The sequence below is a fragment of the Methylorubrum sp. Q1 genome (assembly GCF_004683995.1).
Classification (GTDB): domain Bacteria; phylum Pseudomonadota; class Alphaproteobacteria; order Rhizobiales; family Beijerinckiaceae; genus Methylobacterium.
The window spans coordinates 17537-36080 of the sequence record NZ_SRHQ01000017.1; the positions used below are offsets into that span (position 1 = coordinate 17537).

Consider the following 18544-nt stretch of genomic DNA (forward strand, 5'->3'; position numbering starts at 1 on the left):
GTCAGCCTCCCTGCATGGCGCGGACGATCTCGATCCGGTCGCCCTCATTGAGTGACGTTTCGGCCCAGACGCTTTTGCGCACGACGCGGCCGTTGACGGCGATGGCGATTCCCTGGGAACTCTCGATGCCCCGCTCTTCGGCTTCGGTCGCGAACAGGGCGGCGAGATCGGCCGCCTCGCGCTCGCAGGTCTCTCCGTTGACGGTCAGCCTCATGCCACGGCCCTCCCTCCGGTTTGATTCGATAATGAGAAGCGCGCCCGTCCGAAGCCGCGGGCGAAGTCCGGCAGCGCGCCCTCGGTGAGGAGCGTCGCCACGGCGTCGGCGGTCGCGGGGGCGAGCAGGTAGCCGTTGCGGTGATGGCCGGTAGCGACGACGAGGCCGGGCGCGGCCTCCTCGATGATCGGTGCGTCGTCGTCCGAGGTCGGGCGGAAGCCGCTCCAGACCGCGTCGATCTCCATCTCCTCGATACCGGGCAGAACCCGCCGCGCGCCCTCCAGCAAGGCGAACATTCCGCCCGCGGTGACACCGCTGGTGAAGCCGCAATCCTCCACCGTGGCGCCGATGATGAGGTGCCCGTCGCCCTTCGGCGCCATGTGCACCGCGTCGGTCCAGACCATGCGGGAGAGGGTGCCGGTGCGCCTGGTCGTGCGCAGGGCCAGCGACTGTCCCTTGAGCGGCCGGACCGGCACGGCGAGGTCGTCGGGAAGCAGGCTCGCCTCCCCGCTCCATGCGCCGGCGGCCAGGATCACCGTGTCGGCGGCGAGCGTGCGGCCGGCGGCGTGCAGGCCGGTGACGCGCCCGCCCCGGCGCTCCAGCCCCTCGACCGCGACGCCCTCGCTGATGACGACGCCGGCCGCCTCGCAGGCGCGCAGCAGCGCTTCCATCACGAGCCGGGGATCGACCTGGGCGTCGAGGGGGCAGAGGATGCCGGCGGTGACGTTGGGGCGCAGCAGCGGCTCACGTGCGCGCACCTCCGGGCCGGACAGCCACTCGGCGGAAACGCCCGAGCGCCGCTGCAGGTCGTGGCGGAAGCGCAGGCGCTCCACCTCGTCGCGGCCGATGGCGATCACGAGGGTGCCGTCCGCGCGGTAATCGATCTCATGGCCCGAGGCCGCCTGAAGCGCGTCGCGAAAAGCCGGCCAGCGGCGCAGGGATTCGAGCGCTAGCGGCAACAGCAGATCGGAGCCCGGCTCGTGCTCGGCGGCCGGCGCGAGCATGCCGGTCGCGGCGAGGCTCGCACCGCTGCCGACGCTCCCGCGCTCCACCACGGCCACCGCGTGGCCGGCCTGCGCCAGCCGCCACGCGATCGACAGGCCGATCAGCCCCGCGCCCACGACGGCGACGTCGGCACGCTGCGGCACCTCCGCCGCGCGCGGTCGCATCGCGAGGCTACGGCGCTGGCCGATCGGGGAGGTCAGCAGGTCTGACATCGAAAAACGTGCCTTCCACGGGTCTGCCCGCAGGAATTGGCACCATATGCTTCGATAGAAGCGGGTCCGCTCGAACGAGCGCCCCATCAGGTCCAATCCCTACGCCGGTATGAGCCGGATCAGGTTCGAAGGATTTCCGCGCTGCCGGCGACGGCGATAGCGGTTTCTCAGCCCCTTGTCGGGGATCTCCCTGGAACAGATCGGATGTGGCCCCCGGCAGGCGCGCGGTCAATCCCTCCCGGGACCCGAAGCGGGCAAATCATTTGACGCGGCACACCGGATGGCGAAGGCGCCCGAACGCGGGGGCCGCGCTCGTGGACGATTCATTCCGCCGCGGCGGCCTTCGCGGCCCGTCTTCGGCCGGGGCGGTACACGGCCATCGGCTCATCGAACCCGTCGAGGACATGGCTTCCCAGCGCTTCCGGGTCGCCCCACAGGAAGTCCACGAACGGCTTCGACATCAGGAGCGGCTCCTGAAGCGTGCGGTTGAGCCGCGCCAAGCGGCTCGCGAGGTTCACGTCGCGGCCGATCACGGTGAAGTCGAGCCGTGTGCCGGAGCCGACATTGCCGTAGGCCGCCTCCCCGTGATGCAGGGCGATGCCGGCTTCGACCACCCGCTCGCCCTGGCCGAAACGCCCGACTGCGTTCGCCTCGGCAAGCGCCGCCAACGCCGCCTCCGCCGCTGTGAGCGCACTCTTGGCCGCACCGCCGAGATCGTCACCCGACTCGCGGAAGATCGCGAGAAGCCCGTCGCCGAGATATTTCAGCACTTCGCCGCCCTCCCGCTCGATCGGCGGCACGAGGCAGTCGAAGAACGCGTTCAGGAGATCGACCGCACCCTCCGGCGTCCGGTCGGCGGACAGGCGCGTATAGTCGCGCATGTCCGCGAACAGGATCGCCGAGCGGATGCGGCGCACCTGCCCGCGCCGGATGTCGCCCGAGAGGATCGCGCGATGCGGCTCGTCGCCGACATAGATGCGCAGCACCGTATCGAGCTGTTTGTTGAGGATGCGCATCTCCATCACCGCGGCGAGCGCTGGCATGACGAAGCGCAGGATCGCGATGTCCTCATCGCGAAAACCGTCTTTCGCGCGCGTGGCGAAGGTGATGCCGTTCTTGTTGCCGTTGGTGAAGATCAGGGGCGCGACGAGGTAGTGCGTGTAGCCGTCGGCCTTCAACTCCGGAATGATCGCGTAGGCGTCCTCGGCGGTTTCCGCGAGGTCGAGGCTCAGCCACGCGCCGGACTCGTGCACGGTGGAGAACGGGCTCGCTTGGTAGGCCTTCGCGGAAACCTCGCCGTGGGGAAATAGGCGTACCGTGGAGCCGGCACCGCGGGTCCAGACGCGCCCGACGCCCGAATACTCGGAATGCAGGGTATCGATGGCCGTGGAGGCCCGGTCGATCGGCACGCCGATCGCATTGAGACGCTCGGCGAGCCCCGCGAGCAGGTCCTCGGCCTTGGTCAACCGGGCGCCCTCCCCGAGCAGCCAGTCGCGGATGCCAACGCAGCGTTGTAGCGCTCCGAACGGGACGTCCTCGGCTTCCGATCCGTCGGCGAGAGCCGTCGGTGTTGGTTTCGGGGCGTCGGCGTCGCGCATTTGGGGAAGGTGGGTTCTCGGGTGCTCAAAGCAAGGCTTCGCGCGGGGCACGACCGGCGCTTTGGGCCCATAGTGGACGACGAACGCCGGGCACGCTCCGTGCCTCGAGGGACCAGCTTGGCCGTATCGTGACGCGGGAGGCCGGGCGTGGCCGACCAGCATGACCGTAATTGGGACGCTGGATCAAGCGATCGAAGCAAGCCGGCAATGTAAAGCGCGCAGCCCTGCGCTAAGGCGGAAGCGTGGCAGGAGGACGCCTGCCGGACCCGCCGATCGATCGGCGCCAGGACGACCCGACATGTTGAGAACGGCTTTCAGCCTCACCCTTCTGGCCGCCGCGGCGCTCGCCCCGAGCCTCACCCTGGCTCAAGGCAAGCAGGATTTCACGCTCGTCAACCGCACCGGCTACCAGATCGACGAGGTCTATGTCGGGCCCGTCAACCAGTCGCACTGGGGCGAAGACGTGATGGGCAAGGACGCGATCGGCAACGGCGACAAGGCCGACATCACGTTCAACGGCGGCTCGAACGCCTGCAAGTGGGACATCAAGGTCGTCTACAACGACGGCGACGAGTCCGAGTTTCGCGGCGTCAACCTGTGCAATATCAGCACCGTGACCCTGTTCTGGAACCGCAGTGCCGGCGAGACACGCTTCGTCGTCGAGTAGGCCCGACCCGAGGCGTCTTACGGCGCGAAAAGAGCGGCGGAGAGCACCGCACGTAGAGCCGTATCCGACCGGATTGCATCGGGTCGGCGTCTCTCGGTCATTGTTTCGAAGCGATTTCTTCGCCGAACCGGGCACAACTTCGTCGTAAATCGCTGTGGCCATCGATCGATGGACGCCTCTCAACAGATCGCGAGCGTGGTATTTTCTGCACAATAGCGCGCTTGCGATTGTTTGAAGCGATACCGATAACAGCGCGGGCTCGAACTTTCAGAGTCTTACCCGCTCCCTGGCCCGTGTCGAACCAATCCTTCACCTTTACATCCGAGGCGGACGGCTTCGAGGGGTACCATGCGCTCTACTCGGCCGGGTCCGACGTCGCAGCGACCGATGGGCCGTTCCACGCGCGCGTAGAGGCGCATCGGTTCGGCCCGATCAACGTCTTCGAGCGGACTTTGAGCGGCGTCAGGCATTGGCGTGATGGGGCTCGCGTGCGCCGCGACGGCTTCGATCACTTCGTGATCCAGTACCTGCGCAACGGCGTCTATTTCGGCGGTTCCATCGACGCGGAACGCCGGCTCGCACCCGGCGACGTCATCCTGTTCGACATGTGCCGCCCGCAGCGCACGCGGGTCGAATCGGCATCGACCGTCACCGTGAGCCTGAGCCGGAAACTGGTCGAGGCGGCAGCACCCGAGGCGAGCCGCTATCACGGACACATCTTGCCGGAAGCGGTGTCGGGCCTGCTCGGCGACCTGATGGGATCTCTCGCGCGGCGGGCCGCCGCCACCGAGCCGAGCACCGCGGAGAGTACCGCCCGTGCCCTGACCGAGTTGCTGGCCGGCGCCCTCGGGCAGGTCAGGCTCGACGACGAGGCTTCGAGCGCCCTTATTGCCGATCTGCGGCGGCAGCGCGCGGAGGCCTTCATCGAAGCGCGGCTGAGCGACCCCTCACTCGACGTATCGATGGTCGCAAGGGGGGCGGGGTTGTCGCGCAGTGCGCTCTATCGCCTGTTCGAGCCGACGGGCGGCGTCGCCTACCACATCCTGACCCGTCGCCTCGAACGGTTGAGCTCGGCGCTCCGCAATCCGGTCGAGGCCCGCTCGATCACCACCCTCACCTTCGATCACGGCTTTGCCAGCGAGAGTCATTGCAGCCGCGCCTTCCGCGGCACATTCGGCTTGCCGCCGGGCCGCTATCGCGCCGAGATGCGCCACCCGCGCGCGGGCACCCTCGGCCAGCCACTGCCCGGCGAAAGTGCCGCCAGCCTGATGTCCGCGTGGTCGCGCGCCCTCGCCTGAACCCACGAATGTCATCCCCTTCCGCGAACCCGCAGCCGGGCACAGTCGTTGCCCGAGCCGGCCTCGCGGGCTGGCCGTTGGTCGCCTTGCTGGCGATGATCCAGTTCGCGGCCTTCAGCGACCGGTTTCTCCTGACGCTGGTCGCAACCCCGCTCAAGCAGGCACTGGCCCTGAGCGATACCCAACTTGGCCTGCTTCAAGGTTCGGCCTTCGCCCTCCCCTACGCGCTCGCCCTTCCGCTGCTCGGTATCGTGGCCGATCGCGGTCGCCAGCGCGGCCTTCTCCTGGCAGGGCTCTTCTTATGGAGTGCGGCGACCTTCGCCAGCGGCCTCGCGAGCGGCTTCGGCGCGCTTCTCGTGGCGCGCGTCGCGCTCGGCGTGGGTCAGGCGGGGTTCGGCCCGGCCGCCCTCTCGCTGATGACCCGGCATCTGCGCCGGGATCGCCTCGGCCGGGGCATCTCGGCGCTCACCGCCGGAGCCACGCTCGGCCGCAGCTTCGCCCTGCTCGCGGGCGGGGCCGTGCTGGCGTGGCTGACGGCACGGGGCGGACTCACCCTTCCCGGCCTTGAGCCGCTCCCCCCTTGGCAGGCCCTGCTCGTCCTCGCGGCACTGCCGAACCTCGTCCTCGTGATCCTCGTCCTGCGCATCCGGCCGCCCCCGCGGGCCGCCGCTTCGCCACAGGCGTCGCACGGGCTGCACGGCGTATCGCTTGGCAGCGCCCTGGCCTGGATCGGGCGGCGACGGAAGGCGTACCTGCCGCACGTTGCCGCCGCGACGGCCGCGGTCCTCATGACGCAGACCCTCATCGCCTGGGCGCCGACCTTCTATGTCCGCTCCTTCGGCCTTACCCCGGCAGAGAGCGGCCTGCGCCTCGGACTCCTCGTGCTGATTGCCGCACCGCTCGGCCATTTCGCGGGCGGGCTGGTGCTGGACCGGCTGCGCGGCGCCGGGCGTGCGGATGCCGCGCCGCAGCTTCTGGCGCTGGGGCTGATCCTGGCCGTGCCGATGACGGCGCTCGCGAGTTTGAGCCCCGAACTGCCCCTCTCGCTTCTCGGGTTCGCCGGACTCGTCGCGTTGCTCGGCTTTACCGGTCCACCCGGACTGGCCGGCATCCAGATTCTGACCCCGCAACGGCTGCGCGGCCGAGTCAACGCCCTCTTCCTCGCAACGGTCAATCTGGCGGGATTCGGTCTCGGGCCGCTTCTGGTCGGCCTTCTCAGCGACCACCTGTTCGGGGAGGCCGGCCTGGGGCTCGCCCTCCTGGCCGTCTACGCGCCCGTCGGCGCAGCGGGAACCCTGGCCGCTCTGCTCGCCCGCCGCGCGTGGCGCCCGGCGCGTCGACACCCAGCCTGAAACGAGAACGGCCGCCCCGAAGGGCGGCCGGTTTTGGGGTCTGGATCAGTTGTCCAGGAAGCTTCGGAGCTTCCGCGACCGGCTCGGATGCTTGAGCTTGCGCAGGGCCTTCGCCTCGATCTGGCGGATGCGCTCGCGGGTCACCGAGAACTGCTGACCCACCTCTTCGAGAGTGTGGTCGGTGTTCATGCCGATGCCGAAGCGCATGCGCAGCACGCGCTCCTCGCGCGGCGTCAGCGAGGCGAGGACACGGGTCGTGGTCTCGCGCAGGTTCGACTGGATCGCCGCGTCGATCGGCAGGACGACGTTCTTGTCCTCGATGAAGTCGCCGAGATGCGAATCCTCCTCGTCGCCGATCGGCGTTTCGAGGGAGATCGGCTCCTTGGCGATCTTCAGGACCTTGCGCACTTTCTCCAGCGGCATGGCCAGCTTCTCGGCCAGCTCCTCCGGAGTCGGCTCGCGGCCGATCTCGTGCAGCATCTGGCGCGAGGTCCGGACGATCTTGTTGATCGTCTCGATCATGTGCACCGGAATGCGGATCGTGCGCGCCTGATCGGCGATCGAGCGGGTGATCGCCTGCCGGATCCACCACGTGGCGTAGGTCGAGAACTTGTAGCCGCGGCGGTACTCGAACTTATCGACCGCCTTCATCAGGCCGATATTGCCCTCCTGGATCAGGTCCAGGAACTGCAGGCCGCGGTTGGTGTACTTCTTGGCGATCGAGATCACGAGGCGCAGGTTGGCCTCGATCATCTCCTTCTTCGCCTGGCGGGCCTCGCGCTCGCCCTTCTGCACCATCGCGACGATCTTGCGGTACTCGCCGATCTGCAGGCCGGTCTCGGAGGCGAGCGTCAGGATCTGCTCGCGCAGGTCCGCGACCTGACGGCCGCCGCGCTCGACGAAGTTCTTCCAGCCCCGGCCGCCGAGGGTGGCGACGCGGTCCATCCAGTTCGGATCGAGTTCGTAACCCTGGTAGTGGCGCAGGAATTCGTCGCGGGCGACGCCGTGGTGCTCGGCGGCGCGCATCAGGCGGCCCTCATGCGAAATGAGGCGCTTGTTGATGTCGTAGAGCTGCTCGACCAGCGCCTCGATGCGGTTGGCGTTGAGCGAGAGCGACTTCACGTCGGTGACGACGATGTCCTTCAGCTCGGCCTGCTTCTTGGTCTGCGCGGCCGTAACCGTACCGCCGCCCGTCTTCAGCTCCGTCTCTTCGTTCTGGAGCTTGCGCAGCTTGCGGTAGTTCGAGGCGATGTTGTCGAAGGTTTCGAGAACCCGCGGCTTGATCTCGGCCTCCATGGCCGCGAGCGACACGTTGTTCTCCATGTCGTCCTCGTCGTCGCCGCCTTCCGGCGGGACGGCGCCTTCGGCCTCCTCCGTCTCCTCGTTCTCGCTCACGGCCTCCTGCGGCGCGCCGCGGGCATCGGGGCCGGCATAGGTGGCTTCGAGATCGATGATGTCGCGCAGCAGCACCTTGCCGTCGACGAGTTCGTCGCGCCAGATGATGATGGCCTGGAAGGTCAGCGGGCTCTCGCAGAGACCCGCGATCATCGCCTCGCGGCCAGCCTCGATGCGCTTGGCAATCGCGATCTCGCCCTCACGCGACAGCAGCTCCACCGAGCCCATCTCGCGCAGGTACATCCGCACCGGATCGTCCGTGCGGTCGGTCGGCTCGCGGGTGGTGGGGGCCGCCACCGCGACGGTGCGGGTGCCGCCGGAGGTCTCGGCGACCTCTCCGCCCTCCGTGCTCTCCTCCTCCTCGGAGGCCTCGCCGTTGGCCTTGGCCTCGGGCGCGGTCTCCTCGGATTCCTCCGCCTCGACCACGCGGATGCCCATGTCGTCGAGCTGCGCGAGCACATCCTCGATCTGGTCGCCATCGACCTGACCGTCCGGGAGGACCTCGTTGATCTCTTCGTAGGTGACGTAGCCGCGCTTCTTCGCGAGCTTGACCATCCGCTTGACGGCGGCATCCGTCAGGTCAAGGAGCGGGCCGTCCGTCGGTTGATCCTGGGCGGCGTCCGCATCGTCCCGCTCGGTTGCCTTCGTTGCCATGCTCAGCCTATTGTTCTCGTGGCGGCGCCGCAGGCTGAGCCCGCGCTCCGCGAAAGACCCGTCGCAATGTCGTGGAATGGCGCGCTTGTCGAGTGCCCGCGCCGATTCTCGTTGCATCCGCTCTAACTTGCCGTGCGTTGACCGACCGTTATCCAAGTCGGCCCCCCGCCGCCGTCACCCTACGGTCACGCCGGCGCGAATTCATTCCTCATGAGAGACCTCCGCTTCCGCTTCGGCCGCAGCGATCACGGCCAATTGCTGCTGCACGTCGCAGAGCCACGCGAAATTGGCCTCGGATCCGTCCTCGGCAAGAGCTCTCTCAGCTTGGTGAAGTTCGCTATGTAGCGCTCCCGTCTGCCGGTGCAAGATCACGGCCTGATGCAGAGTCTGTTCGAGACGCTGCGGATCGGCGTTCGGATCGAGCATCCAGCGGTCGCCGGAACTGACCAGGGCGAGCAGCCGGGCATGTGCCTCTTCGAGCCCCGCGCGACGCAGCCGCGCCTCCATCAACTCGGCCTCCGGGGTGCCGGCCTCCGCCGCCCGGTCGAGCAGGAGGGTGCGAAGCGCGCGGGCATCCGGGTTGACCAATTCGAGGGCCGCGAGCGCTTCCTCCTCGATTCCGAGCAGTTCCGGATGCGCGAGCAGGCTCATGACGATCATCGCCTCGCGCTTGGCCGCCCGCCCGCCCGCCGCCGGCATGGGAGCCGCCGTCTTCAGCAACGGGTTGAAGCCGGTGGTGATGCGGGGCGACGGCGGCGGATCGCCGGGGCGCGGCCGGCGCTGGAACGGGGCGCCGCGCGGGCTCGCCGGACGTCCGCCGGCCGGGCGCTCGGAGCGTCCGCCGGAGAACCCGCCGGACAAGCCCCGCAGCCGCCCCTCGATGTCGTCGCGATAGAAGCGGCGCACGGTCTCGTCGCGAATGCCGGCCACCGCCTCCCGCAGGGTCCGCGCGAGCCCGGCGCGACGCTCCGGCGTCTCGAGGGTCGCCGCCTCGGCCTCGCGCGCCCACAGCATCTCGACGAGGGGACGCGCCGCCGAGAGCACCGCTTCGATCGCCAGGGGACCGCCGGAGCGCATCAGGTCGTCCGGATCCTGCCCCTGCGGCAGCATCGCGATGCGCAGGGATCTGCCGGGTTCCAGCATCGGCAGGGCCACGTCGAGGGCGCGGAAGGCGGCGCGCTGGCCCGCCCCGTCGCCGTCGAAGCAGAGGATCGGCTCGTCGGCGTGCCGCCAGAGCAGGGCGAGCTGATCCTCGGTGAGCGCGGTGCCGAGCGGCGCCACCGTCTCGGGGTAGCCGGCCAGGGTCATGGCGATGACGTCGACGTAGCCCTCGACCGCGACGATGCGGCTGCGGTCGTGCGCGGCCTTGCGGGCGGCGTGGAGGTTGTAGAGCATCCGCCCCTTGTGGAAGAGCGGCGTCTCCGGCGAGTTCATGTACTTCGCCTTGGCCTCGGCCTGCATCGCCCGACCGCCGAAGGCGACGACCCGGCCGCGGATGTCGAGGATCGGAAACATGATCCGGTCGCGGAACTTGTCGTAGGGGACGTTCACCCCCTCGGGCGCCGTGAGCAGCCCGAGTTCCAGCATCAGGTCGCGATCGACGCCCTTGCCCGCGAGGAAATCGCGCAGGGCGTAGCGGCCGGGCAGGGAATAGCCGAGCCGGAACGTCTTCCGCGTTGCCTCGCCCAGGGCCCGGCGGTCGAGATAGGCTCGCGCCTCCCCGCCCGCCGGCCCACGCAACTGCTCCTCGAAATAGGCGGCGGCCAGTTCCATGACTTCGAGCGCGCCCTTGCGCCGCTCCTCGGCCTGCTCGTTCTCCACCGTCATTTTCGGCAGGGTGACGCCGGCCTCGCCGGCCAGCCGCTCGACCGCCTCGGGAAAGCTCAGGCCTTCCGTTTCCATGACGAACTTGAAGATGTCGCCGTGCTTGCCGGAGGAGAAGCAGTGGTAGAACTGCTTCTGGTCGTTCACGTAGAAGGAGGGCGTCTTCTCCGAATTGAACGGCGACAGGCCGCGCCACTCGCGGCCGGCCTTCTTCAGCCGCACGCGCCGGCCGACCACCTCGGAGGTGGGCACGCGGGCGCGGATCTCTTCGAGGATGTGGGGCGGGTAGCGCACGGTGACTCTGCTGGAAGCGGATCGCGTGGACGTCGAGGACCGGCCTTGCGGCGGGCAGTCTAGCGCGGCGGGCCTGACCGACTGTTAATGCCGTTCGGAGATGACGACGAGTCATCGCCGGACATCCCCGCGGCGGCGGGGTGACGGGCGGTTGCCAGGTCCCTCGATATGAGACGTCCCGCGGAGCTTTCGCCGGGGCGATGCGTTGCCGGCCCGATGACGGAATTGCCCTCGCCCCCCCGCCGCGGCATCGCCCGCCGCCCGCTCCTCGGCCTCGCCCTGCTCGGCGCGCTCGCGTCCAGGGCGCGGGCCGCCGACGACCTCTCGGCGGTGCTCGATCCCTCTTCCAAGGCGGAAACGCTGTATGACGAGGGCGCGTGGTGCGAGGGGCCGGTCTGGGTCCCGTCCCTCGGCGGCCTGATCGTCAGCGACGTGCGCCGCAACCGGATGATGCTGATCCGCGAGGGCGGCGGCGCCGAGGTGTTTCGCGAGCCCTCCAACAATTCCAACGGCAACGCCGTCGATGCCGAGGGTCGCCTCGTCACCTGCGAGCACCGCACCTCGCGGGTCGTGCGACGGGAGACCGACGGCAGCATCACCGTGCTGGCCGACCGTTACGATGGCGGGCGCCTCAACTCGCCCAATGACGTCGTCGTGGCCCGCGACGGCGCGATCTGGTTCAGCGATCCCACTTACGGCATCGATCAGCCCGAGGAGGGCAAGCCGCGCCCGTCCGAACAAAAGGGCCGCTTCGTCTTCCGCCTCGCGCCCGACGGGTCGCTCGCCGTCGCCACGGATCGGTTCGTACAGCCCAACGGGCTCGCCTTCTCGCCCGACGAGCGCGTTCTCTACATCTGCGAATCGGGCACCCGAGACGGAGCGGCCGGTGAGATCCGCGCCTTCGACGTCGCGGACGGGCAACTCGCGAACGAGCGCGTCTTCGCCACCGTTTCGAAGGGCGTGCCGGACGGCGTGAAGGTCGATACCGACGGACGGGTCTATGCCGGCACGGGTGACGGCGTGCGGATCTGGTCGGCCGACGGACGCCCGGTCGGGCACATCCCGACCGAGGGCCCGTGCGCCAACATCGCCTTCGGCGGGCCGGACGGACGGCGGCTGCTCCTCTGCGCCGGGAAGCGTGTGCTCGCCATCGAGACCAAGGTGCGCGGTGCCGCAATCGCCTCACAAGGGAGCCGCCCATGACGGTCCGCCTCGCGCGACGCACGCTGCTCGCCGGCACCGCAACGTTGGCCGCCGCGCGCACGATGGCAACGCGGCCGGCCCAGGCTGAAGCGGCCACCGCGCCGGTCGGCGCCCTCGAACGCGTCGTCGCCGCGCAGGCGCCGACGACGCCGACCGGGCTGACGCTGTCCGCAGACGGCCGGATGTTCCTGTTCATGCCCCGCTTCGACGAGACGACGGTGTTCACCGCGGGCGAGGTGTTTCCGGACGGGCGGGTCGTGCCCTATCCGAGCGAGGCGGCGAACCGGCCCGATCCGGCGCGCCCGGCCGAGACGCTGTTCCACGTCCCCAATGGCGTGTTCGATGCAAGGAACCGCCTCTGGCTGCTCGATGCCGGGCTGATGGCCTCGTCGGGGGAGCCGGTGCCGGGGGCGGCCAAGCTCGTCTGCATCGATCCGGCGACCAACGGGATCGTGCGCACGATCCCGCTGCAATCGGTCGTGACGGAGACCTCCTCGCTCAACGATCTGCGGGTCGATGTGAGGCCGGGTCGCGAGGCGGCCTACATCACCGATCAGGGCCAGACCGGCGCGGGCGCGCTGATCGCCGTCGATCTCGCGAGCGGCCGTGCTGTGCGGCGGCTCGCCGACCACGCCAGCACGCAATCGGTGCCCGGCATCCTCAAGATCGTCGAGGGCCGCGTGCTGCTGAAACGCGAGGCCGACGGCACGACGAGCCCGATCAAGGGCGGCGCCAACGGCATCGCGCTGAGCCCGGATGGCGCACGGCTGTACTACACGCCCCTGATGAGCCGGCGCCTCTACGCGGTCGAGACCGCCGCCCTGCTCGATGCGGGAAAGAACGACGCGGCGGTCGCGGAAACGGTGACGGATCTCGGCGAAAAGGGCCTGACCGGCGGGCTCGCCACCGATTCGCGCGACCGGATTTATCTCAGCCTGCAGGAGTTCAACGGCATCGGCCGGCGCGATCGGGACGGGCGGGTCGAGGTCATCGCCACCGATCCGCGCCTGATCTGGCCGGACACGTTCTGGATCACGGCGGACGGCTGGCTCTACCTGTCGTCCGCCCAGGCCAACCGCCGCCCGGAGCATAATGGCGGCATCGACCGGCAGGAGCCGCCCTACGCGATCTTCCGCATGCGGATCGATGCCGGGCCGGCGTGACGGGAGAGACAGGTCTCCCCTCCACGACCTCATCCTGAGGTGCTGCAAAGCAGCCTCGAGGAATCCTCCAGGATCCCGCGCGCCCTCCGGAAGACCCTTCTGGAAGACTCTTCAAAGCCCGCTGATGCGGGCGCCTCAGGGTGAGAAGGCGCGTTGGGTCGCGCCGCCTTGAAGAGCCACGCTCTTCAAGGCGAAACATCACTTGCCCGCCAGCGCGTCCTTCACCAGCGCGCTCGCGCGGCCGAAATCCATGCGGCCGGTATACTTGCCCTTCAGCGCGGCGATCACCTTGCCCATGTCCTTCGGGCTCTCGGCACCGGTCTCGGCGATGGCGTCGGCGATGGCCGCGCGCGTCTCGGCCTCGTCCAGTTGCTGGGGCAGGAAGGTCTGGATGATCTCGGCCTCGGCGCGCTCGCTCTCGGCGAGTTCGGGCCGGCCGCCCTGCTCGTAGACGCCCGCCGCCTCCTGGCGCTGCTTGATCATCTTCTGGAGGAGCGCGAGGATTTCGTCCTCGCCCGTCTCACCCTTGCCCTCGCCGCGCGCGGCGATGTCGCGGTCCTTGAGCGCCGCCTGAATCATGCGCACGGTCGAGAGCTTCTGCTTCTCGCCGGCCTTCATGGCCGCTTTCATTTCGGCGGTGATGCGCTCGCGCAGCATGATGCTATGACTCCCGTCGGCTGTTTCGATGCGGACGTCCGATTACGTCCAGGGCATTGCGCACGACTGATTCCGCGCCCAGATTGACCCAGGCGCGGCCGGCTCGCTATGAGCCCCGCGAGATATCGCCTTGCCCCGCGGCCCGAATGAGCGGCCGCGCGAGGCGGCGGACATAAGCCGGATCGGACCCATGCTGCAAGACGAACCCGCGACCCTGCGCGCCGATCCCGCGCGCACGAACCCGGAACCCAAGGCGCCCGAGCCCTGGAGCGAGCCGCTGGTGACGGCCCTGCTCGTTCTGGCCGACGGCACCGTGCTCGAAGGCTTCGGCATCGGCCAGACCGGCGCCGCCGACGGCGAGGTCTGCTTCAACACGGCGATGACGGGCTATCAGGAGATCCTGACCGACCCGTCCTATGCCGGGCAGATCGTCACCTTCACCTTCCCGCATATCGGCAATGTCGGCACCAACGACGAGGATCTGGAAAGCCTCGAGGCGGCCCCGGCCTCCGGCGTGCGCGGCGCGGTGATCGCCTCGGCCGTCACCAAGCCCTCGAACTGGCGCTCGTCCTCGCATCTCGACGGCTGGCTCAAGGCCCGCGGCATCGTCGGCATCACCGGGATCGACACGCGGGCGCTGACCGCGCTGATCCGCGACCGCGGCATGCCCAACGCCGTCATCGCCAACGACCCGGACGGAAGATTCGACCGCGAGGCGCTGAAGGCCCGCGCGGCGGCGCTCGCGCCGATGGAAGGTCTCGACCTCGTGCCGCCGGTGACCTCCCGCGAGACCACGGCCTGGACCGAGACCGTCTGGGCGGTGAAGGGCGGCTACGGCTCGCGGGCGCAGGGCCAGGGCCTCAAGGTCGTGGCCATCGATTACGGCGTGAAGCGCAACATCCTGCGTCTGCTGGCCGAGGCTGGCTGCGACGTGACCGTGGTGCCGGCCACGACCACGGCCGAGGACATCATGGCGCTGAAGCCGGACGGCGTGTTCCTCTCCAACGGCCCCGGCGACCCGGCCGCGACCGGCGAATACGCCGTGCCGGTCATTCGCAAGCTGCTCGACGAGCGGGTGCCGACCTTCGGCATCTGCCTCGGCCACCAACTCATGGGCCTCGCGCTGGGCGGGCGCACGGTGAAGATGGGCCAGGGCCATCACGGCGCGAACCACCCGGTGAAGGACCACACCACCGGCAAGGTCGAGATCGTCTCGATGAACCACGGCTTCGCGGTCGATCCCACGAGCCTGCCCGAGACCGCGGTCGAGACGCACGTCTCGCTGTTCGACGGCTCGAATTGCGGTCTCTCGCTCACCGACCGCCCCGCCTTCTCGGTACAGCACCACCCGGAGGCCTCTCCGGGCCCGCGTGACAGCCACTATCTGTTCGAACGCTTCGTGAAGCTGATGCGCGAGAACCGGCCCGAGACGGCCGCCTGAGGCGGAAGAACGGCCCATGGGACGGCGGCCCTAAGGCCGCCGTCCCCGTGTCACAAAAAACTCCACCTTGCCCCCCATCTCCTGGCCCATGGCCGGATCGCACAAGAATCAGCGGCCGGAACGTTTGGGGGCTTGCCGCATGACGCTCGACGACGCGCGCGACGACTTCTCGCGCCTGCATCGCCTGTTCACCTTCCACCTCGGCGTGGCGGTCGGGCTGGCCTGGCTGACGACGCTCTACGCGGCGGCTTCCGCGCCGTGGGTGCGCAACATCCGCGCACTGATCGACCCGTCCGATCCGATGCGGATCGAGAGCACGCTGTCCTACCTGTTCGTGATGCCGGCCGTCCTGACCCTGGCCTGGGCCTCCGCCTATTTCGGCCGCGAGACCATGCGCCGGTTCCAGACCCTGCCGAACCAGACCCTCGAATTCGCCGCCGCGGCGATGGTGGCCTTCGGCGTGTTCTACCTGTCGATCGACCGCGCCGTCGCCGTCATCGGCGCCGGGCTCTGAACCCTGGAGCGCTTTCCGAAGAAGCGGATGCCGGTTCGGCGCAAGAATGCGCGTCTAAACAAAGACTTGGAGCATCGTCCGAAAGGTGGCTGCCGGCTTTCGGAAAAAAGATGATGCGGAAACAAGAGCCTCAAGCATCGTCCTGGATCAGGTATCCAGGACGATGCTTGAGAGACGTCGGACCGATGCGATCAGGTCGAATACGGCTTTAGCGTATCCGGAGTGCCGATGCATTCAGCCGGCACTCATCCCTCCACCCAAAGCCGCACCGCGTTATCGGCGAGCAGCCGCACCAGCCGCTGCTCCGCCCCTGCATCCGCGGCGATGACGATACCGCCGCAGACCGTGTCGCGGCCTGTGAACGCGTAGCGCAGAACCGGCGCCGGCCTCAGCCCGCCCGATCCCGTCGCGCAAAACCCCTGCATCGCGTGCGGCCGGTCGCTGCGGCCGATGGCGACCTCCAACCCGGCCGCCTGCCCCTTCAGCGGAATCGCGAAGAATTCGAGCCGCCGCCCCTCCTGCTGGGCGAGCGCCCGGCGGGGACTGGAGAGCGCGACGAGGGTATCGGGCGGCAGATGCAGCAGCCCCTCGAACGACAGCGAAGGCCCCACCCGCACGAATCGGTCGATTACGGCCATCCCGCTCAGATCGTCGAGCACGAGGAAGAGGCGCGCATGGGCGTAGTCGGGCCCATGCACGGTGGTGGAGAGCATCAGGGCCTCGGCACCGTCGAGCGTGAGGCGTCTGCTCAGCGTGCCCGAACCGGCGACCGGCTCGCAGCCATCGGGGATGGCGACGTTGTGGGCGCGGGGCGAGAGCAGGTAGTGGCGCGCCGGGCCGACCTCGACGCCCTCGGCGCCGCCCCCTTCCACGATCCAGCGCCGCGAGCCGGTGGCGAAGGTAAAGGAGGTGCAGTCGCGATGCCCGTGCGGTGATTGCGCGGCATGGGTGAGGGCGAAATGTCCCCAGCCCTGCTCCATCCCATCGTGGCGGAGCGCAAGCATGCCGGCGGTGCGGCCCTCGGGAACGGGCGCCGCGTCGCGCACTGCGACGAGGTCCTGCCCCTGAGAATGGCCCCGCGAGGAGAGCCGGGCGATCCAGGCGGCATGGTCAAGGCCGGCAGGGGCATCGCCGAAGGGCGGCAGCCGTCCGCCGCGATCGATCAGCCCGGCAAGACCGGGCAAAGCCGCGTCGACGCGGCAGCGGATCGTCGGGCCGGGTTCGGTCTCACCGAGCGCGTCGGCGATCGCCTGCCCATGGCTCAGGAGATCGAGGCGCCGCACCGGGGCGGCATCGGTGAATGCGCCCGCCTCCGACAGCAGCGAATCGAAGCCGTGGGTGAGGCTGTCGCGCGCCAGAGAGTCCCAGTGCGGGGCGAATGCGAAGCCGGGCAGCGCCCGCGCGACGGCGAGGAGCGCCGCCGCCGCCTGGATACCGTGCAGGGCCCGCGCCAAGGTGTTCTGCCCGACGATCTCGGCGAGCGCGAAGCCCTGCCGTGCAGCCTCCGCGGCGATCTCGGCGCGGACGGGCTCGTCTCGGGCGGACTCATCGCCGCCCGAGAGCAGGCTCGCCAGCACGTCGCCGCGGGGGGCCAGAGCCGCCGGATGCAGACTAAGGCCGTCCGCCGGCTGGCCCCACGGATTGGCCCGCGACCACGCGGCGGCGATGGTCCGGGCGCGGGCCGCGCCGTCCGGAAGCGCGGCGAGCGGCAGCAGCCACGTCAGCGACTGATAGGCGAGACGCCACGCCACCGAACGGAACGGATCCTCGCGCCAGTCCGGCGCCTCCGGCAACGTCCAATCGGGCAGGCCGGCCAGAGCCAGGACGACGCTTTCCCCCTCGATCCGCGCACTCCGGTCCGGCCCGGTGCGCAAGTCGCGGGCCCGCGCGAGGATCGGCGCGGCGCCCGTATCGGAACCCGCCCGCCACGACGCGGGCACGCCTTCGGACAGGCCGAGCCGGTCGGCGAGGCGGGCGAGGAAGGCCGGCGCATCGAGGACGTCGTCGTCGCAGAGGCTTTCGAGGCGGAAATCGTCTTCGAGCGCGAGTTCGGGCTGACCGATCAGCTCGCTCTCCGAGGCGGTCTGGGCATCCTCCCACACACCGAAATCGAGTGCGACGGCCGTTGCACCGAGCGGCGGTCGCAGGGTCAGGGTGAAGCGGCGGGCTTGCGGCTGGGCCGAGAGATTGATGACCGCACCGAGGCCGGGCACGGAGACCGCGTTGGCGTAGGGCGGCGCGATCTCCGCTCCCGCCGCATCACGGTAGACGAGCCGCACCCGCGCGGCATGTTCGTCGGCCCGCGCGGCGTAGATCTGGCCACGCAGCACCAGGGCGACGTCCTCGGCAAGCGCGTAGTCGAAATGCAGCCCCTCGCCGGAGAGCGGGCGCCGACGCGGCGCCGGCGCCGGATCGGGTTCGCCGAGGCGCAGCACAGGGTCGGCCACGGTGACGTCGCCGGTGTTGCGCCAGGAGCGCAGGGTGACGCTGACGCCGCTCGCCTGATCGGGCACGCGGAACGCGATGCGGAACGGCTCCGCACCGAGGAGCGCCGGCCCCGGAATCCAGGCGAGGTGCGGATCGAGCAGGCTGCGGGCCAACCCGGGCACGTGGTCGAGATCGAGGCTGGAACCGTCCGCCGCCAGGAAGTCGAATCCGGCCGCGGCGGCGTCGACGGCCAGAGCCGCCGCCTCGTCCGCGTCGAAGGCGAGACCGAATCGCAGGCAGGCCCAGGTGCCGGGCGTCAGACCGGCAAAGCTCAAGCCCACCCGCGCGAAGCGGTTGTTGGGTGCGATGCGGTGCAGCCCCTCGCGTCCGCCCGGCCCGGCGCCCCCGGCATAGCGTGAAGCGGCCGGCAGCAGGGACGCTGCGCCCTCGCCGTCGGAGACGGCCGCAGCGGCCTGCTCATCGATCTGGTCCATCACCCGCAGGCGCTACCTCCGGGATCGGCCGTGTCAAGGCACGAGCCAGCCTCGTGCAAGATTGCCTACCTAAACCTCCCATCTGACGCGGGCTTCACCGTCCGGGTGCGCCCGCGTCCCGCGCTTCTTGAG

Annotated in this window: 14 protein-coding genes and 1 riboswitch; of the genes, 7 read left to right on the forward strand and 7 right to left on the reverse strand. The window is 69.6% G+C overall.

Translation table 11 applies throughout. The features are described from left to right. Position 1 precedes the first annotated feature (1 nt). The 3 genes from thiS to E4V01_RS16565 all read right to left on the reverse strand — a co-directional run bounded on the left by thiS (position 2) and on the right by E4V01_RS16565 (position 3029). Positions 2 to 214, reverse strand: a complete 213-nt coding sequence (gene thiS, locus E4V01_RS16555) for a sulfur carrier protein ThiS (protein ID WP_060768398.1) — start codon at positions 212 to 214, stop codon at positions 2 to 4. Further along, on the reverse strand, positions 211 to 1431 hold the full coding sequence (gene thiO, locus E4V01_RS16560; protein WP_135299103.1) for a glycine oxidase ThiO: 1221 nt from the start codon (positions 1429 to 1431) through the stop codon (positions 211 to 213). Before thiO ends, thiS begins: the two co-directional genes overlap by 4 nt. Before the next feature lie 78 nt (positions 1432 to 1509). Then, a riboswitch (TPP riboswitch) is annotated at positions 1510 to 1632 on the reverse strand. 122 nt (positions 1633 to 1754) lie between these two features. Continuing rightward, a complete protein-coding gene (locus E4V01_RS16565) occupies positions 1755 to 3029 on the reverse strand; it encodes an adenylate/guanylate cyclase domain-containing protein (RefSeq protein WP_135299104.1) in 1275 nt (424 codons plus the stop codon). A 298-nt stretch (positions 3030 to 3327) separates the two neighbouring features. Here E4V01_RS16565 and E4V01_RS16570 point away from each other — a divergent pair, with 298 nt between their 5' ends. From E4V01_RS16570 to E4V01_RS16580, 3 genes are all read left to right on the forward strand, one after another. Beyond that, the gene (locus E4V01_RS16570) at positions 3328 to 3696 is read left to right on the forward strand and encodes a hypothetical protein (protein WP_135299105.1); all 369 of its coding nucleotides are present in this window, start codon (positions 3328 to 3330) and stop codon (positions 3694 to 3696) included. 293 nt (positions 3697 to 3989) lie between these two features. Next, positions 3990 to 4994: a helix-turn-helix domain-containing protein gene (locus E4V01_RS16575; RefSeq protein ID WP_135299106.1), complete on the forward strand. Its 1005-nt coding sequence runs from the start codon at positions 3990 to 3992 to the stop codon at positions 4992 to 4994. An 8-nt stretch (positions 4995 to 5002) separates the two neighbouring features. After that, positions 5003 to 6346, forward strand: a complete 1344-nt coding sequence (locus E4V01_RS16580; RefSeq protein ID WP_135299107.1) for an MFS transporter — start codon at positions 5003 to 5005, stop codon at positions 6344 to 6346. 45 nt (positions 6347 to 6391) lie between these two features. Here E4V01_RS16580 and rpoD read toward each other — a convergent pair whose 3' ends face one another. Together rpoD and dnaG are read right to left on the reverse strand one after the other, a co-directional pair. Then, entirely contained in the window at positions 6392 to 8395 is a 2004-nt protein-coding gene (gene rpoD, locus E4V01_RS16585) for an RNA polymerase sigma factor RpoD (protein ID WP_135299108.1), read from the reverse strand. A 201-nt stretch (positions 8396 to 8596) separates the two neighbouring features. Next, positions 8597 to 10513, reverse strand: coding sequence for a DNA primase (gene dnaG / locus E4V01_RS16590; protein ID WP_135299109.1), 1917 nt, complete (start codon positions 10511 to 10513; stop codon positions 8597 to 8599). A 216-nt stretch (positions 10514 to 10729) separates the two neighbouring features. Between dnaG and E4V01_RS16595 the strand changes: the two genes are divergently transcribed. Then, entirely contained in the window at positions 10730 to 11716 is a 987-nt protein-coding gene (locus tag E4V01_RS16595) for an SMP-30/gluconolactonase/LRE family protein (RefSeq protein WP_135299110.1), read from the forward strand. Further along, complete coding sequence (locus tag E4V01_RS16600; protein WP_135299111.1) at positions 11713 to 12879, forward strand: L-dopachrome tautomerase-related protein; 1167 nt, start codon at positions 11713 to 11715, stop codon at positions 12877 to 12879. Before E4V01_RS16595 ends, E4V01_RS16600 begins: the two co-directional genes overlap by 4 nt. Before the next feature lie 198 nt (positions 12880 to 13077). Here E4V01_RS16600 and E4V01_RS16605 read toward each other — a convergent pair whose 3' ends face one another. Continuing rightward, the gene (locus E4V01_RS16605; protein ID WP_060768407.1) at positions 13078 to 13536 is read right to left on the reverse strand and encodes a GatB/YqeY domain-containing protein; all 459 of its coding nucleotides are present in this window, start codon (positions 13534 to 13536) and stop codon (positions 13078 to 13080) included. A 190-nt stretch (positions 13537 to 13726) separates the two neighbouring features. Between E4V01_RS16605 and carA the strand changes: the two genes are divergently transcribed. Beyond that, on the forward strand, positions 13727 to 14977 hold the full coding sequence (gene carA, locus E4V01_RS16610; RefSeq protein WP_060768408.1) for a glutamine-hydrolyzing carbamoyl-phosphate synthase small subunit: 1251 nt from the start codon (positions 13727 to 13729) through the stop codon (positions 14975 to 14977). Positions 14978 to 15116: 139 nt separating this feature from the next. Further along, positions 15117 to 15491, forward strand: coding sequence for a hypothetical protein (locus E4V01_RS16615; protein WP_060768409.1), 375 nt, complete (start codon positions 15117 to 15119; stop codon positions 15489 to 15491). Between the two features lie 245 nt (positions 15492 to 15736). Here E4V01_RS16615 and E4V01_RS16620 read toward each other — a convergent pair whose 3' ends face one another. After that, positions 15737 to 18412, reverse strand: coding sequence for a heparinase II/III family protein (locus tag E4V01_RS16620; protein ID WP_135299112.1), 2676 nt, complete (start codon positions 18410 to 18412; stop codon positions 15737 to 15739). Positions 18413 to 18544: the final 132 nt, after the last annotated feature.

Coding starts and splice junctions, on each gene's coding strand:
- thiS (WP_060768398.1), bottom strand. CDS start 214: ATGAGGCTGACCGTCAACGGAGAGACCTGCGAGCGCGAGGCGGCCGAT.
- thiO (WP_135299103.1), bottom strand. CDS start 1,431: ATGTCAGACCTGCTGACCTCCCCGATCGGCCAGCGCCGTAGCCTCGCG.
- E4V01_RS16565 (WP_135299104.1), bottom strand. CDS start 3,029: ATGCGCGACGCCGACGCCCCGAAACCAACACCGACGGCTCTCGCCGAC.
- E4V01_RS16570 (WP_135299105.1), top strand. CDS start 3,328: ATGTTGAGAACGGCTTTCAGCCTCACCCTTCTGGCCGCCGCGGCGCTC.
- E4V01_RS16580 (WP_135299107.1), top strand. CDS start 5,003: ATGTCATCCCCTTCCGCGAACCCGCAGCCGGGCACAGTCGTTGCCCGA.
- rpoD (WP_135299108.1), bottom strand. CDS start 8,395: ATGGCAACGAAGGCAACCGAGCGGGACGATGCGGACGCCGCCCAGGAT.
- E4V01_RS16595 (WP_135299110.1), top strand. CDS start 10,730: ATGACGGAATTGCCCTCGCCCCCCCGCCGCGGCATCGCCCGCCGCCCG.
- E4V01_RS16600 (WP_135299111.1), top strand. CDS start 11,713: ATGACGGTCCGCCTCGCGCGACGCACGCTGCTCGCCGGCACCGCAACG.
- E4V01_RS16605 (WP_060768407.1), bottom strand. CDS start 13,536: ATGCTGCGCGAGCGCATCACCGCCGAAATGAAAGCGGCCATGAAGGCC.
- carA (WP_060768408.1), top strand. CDS start 13,727: ATGCTGCAAGACGAACCCGCGACCCTGCGCGCCGATCCCGCGCGCACG.
- E4V01_RS16615 (WP_060768409.1), top strand. CDS start 15,117: ATGACGCTCGACGACGCGCGCGACGACTTCTCGCGCCTGCATCGCCTG.
- E4V01_RS16620 (WP_135299112.1), bottom strand. CDS start 18,412: ATGGACCAGATCGATGAGCAGGCCGCTGCGGCCGTCTCCGACGGCGAG.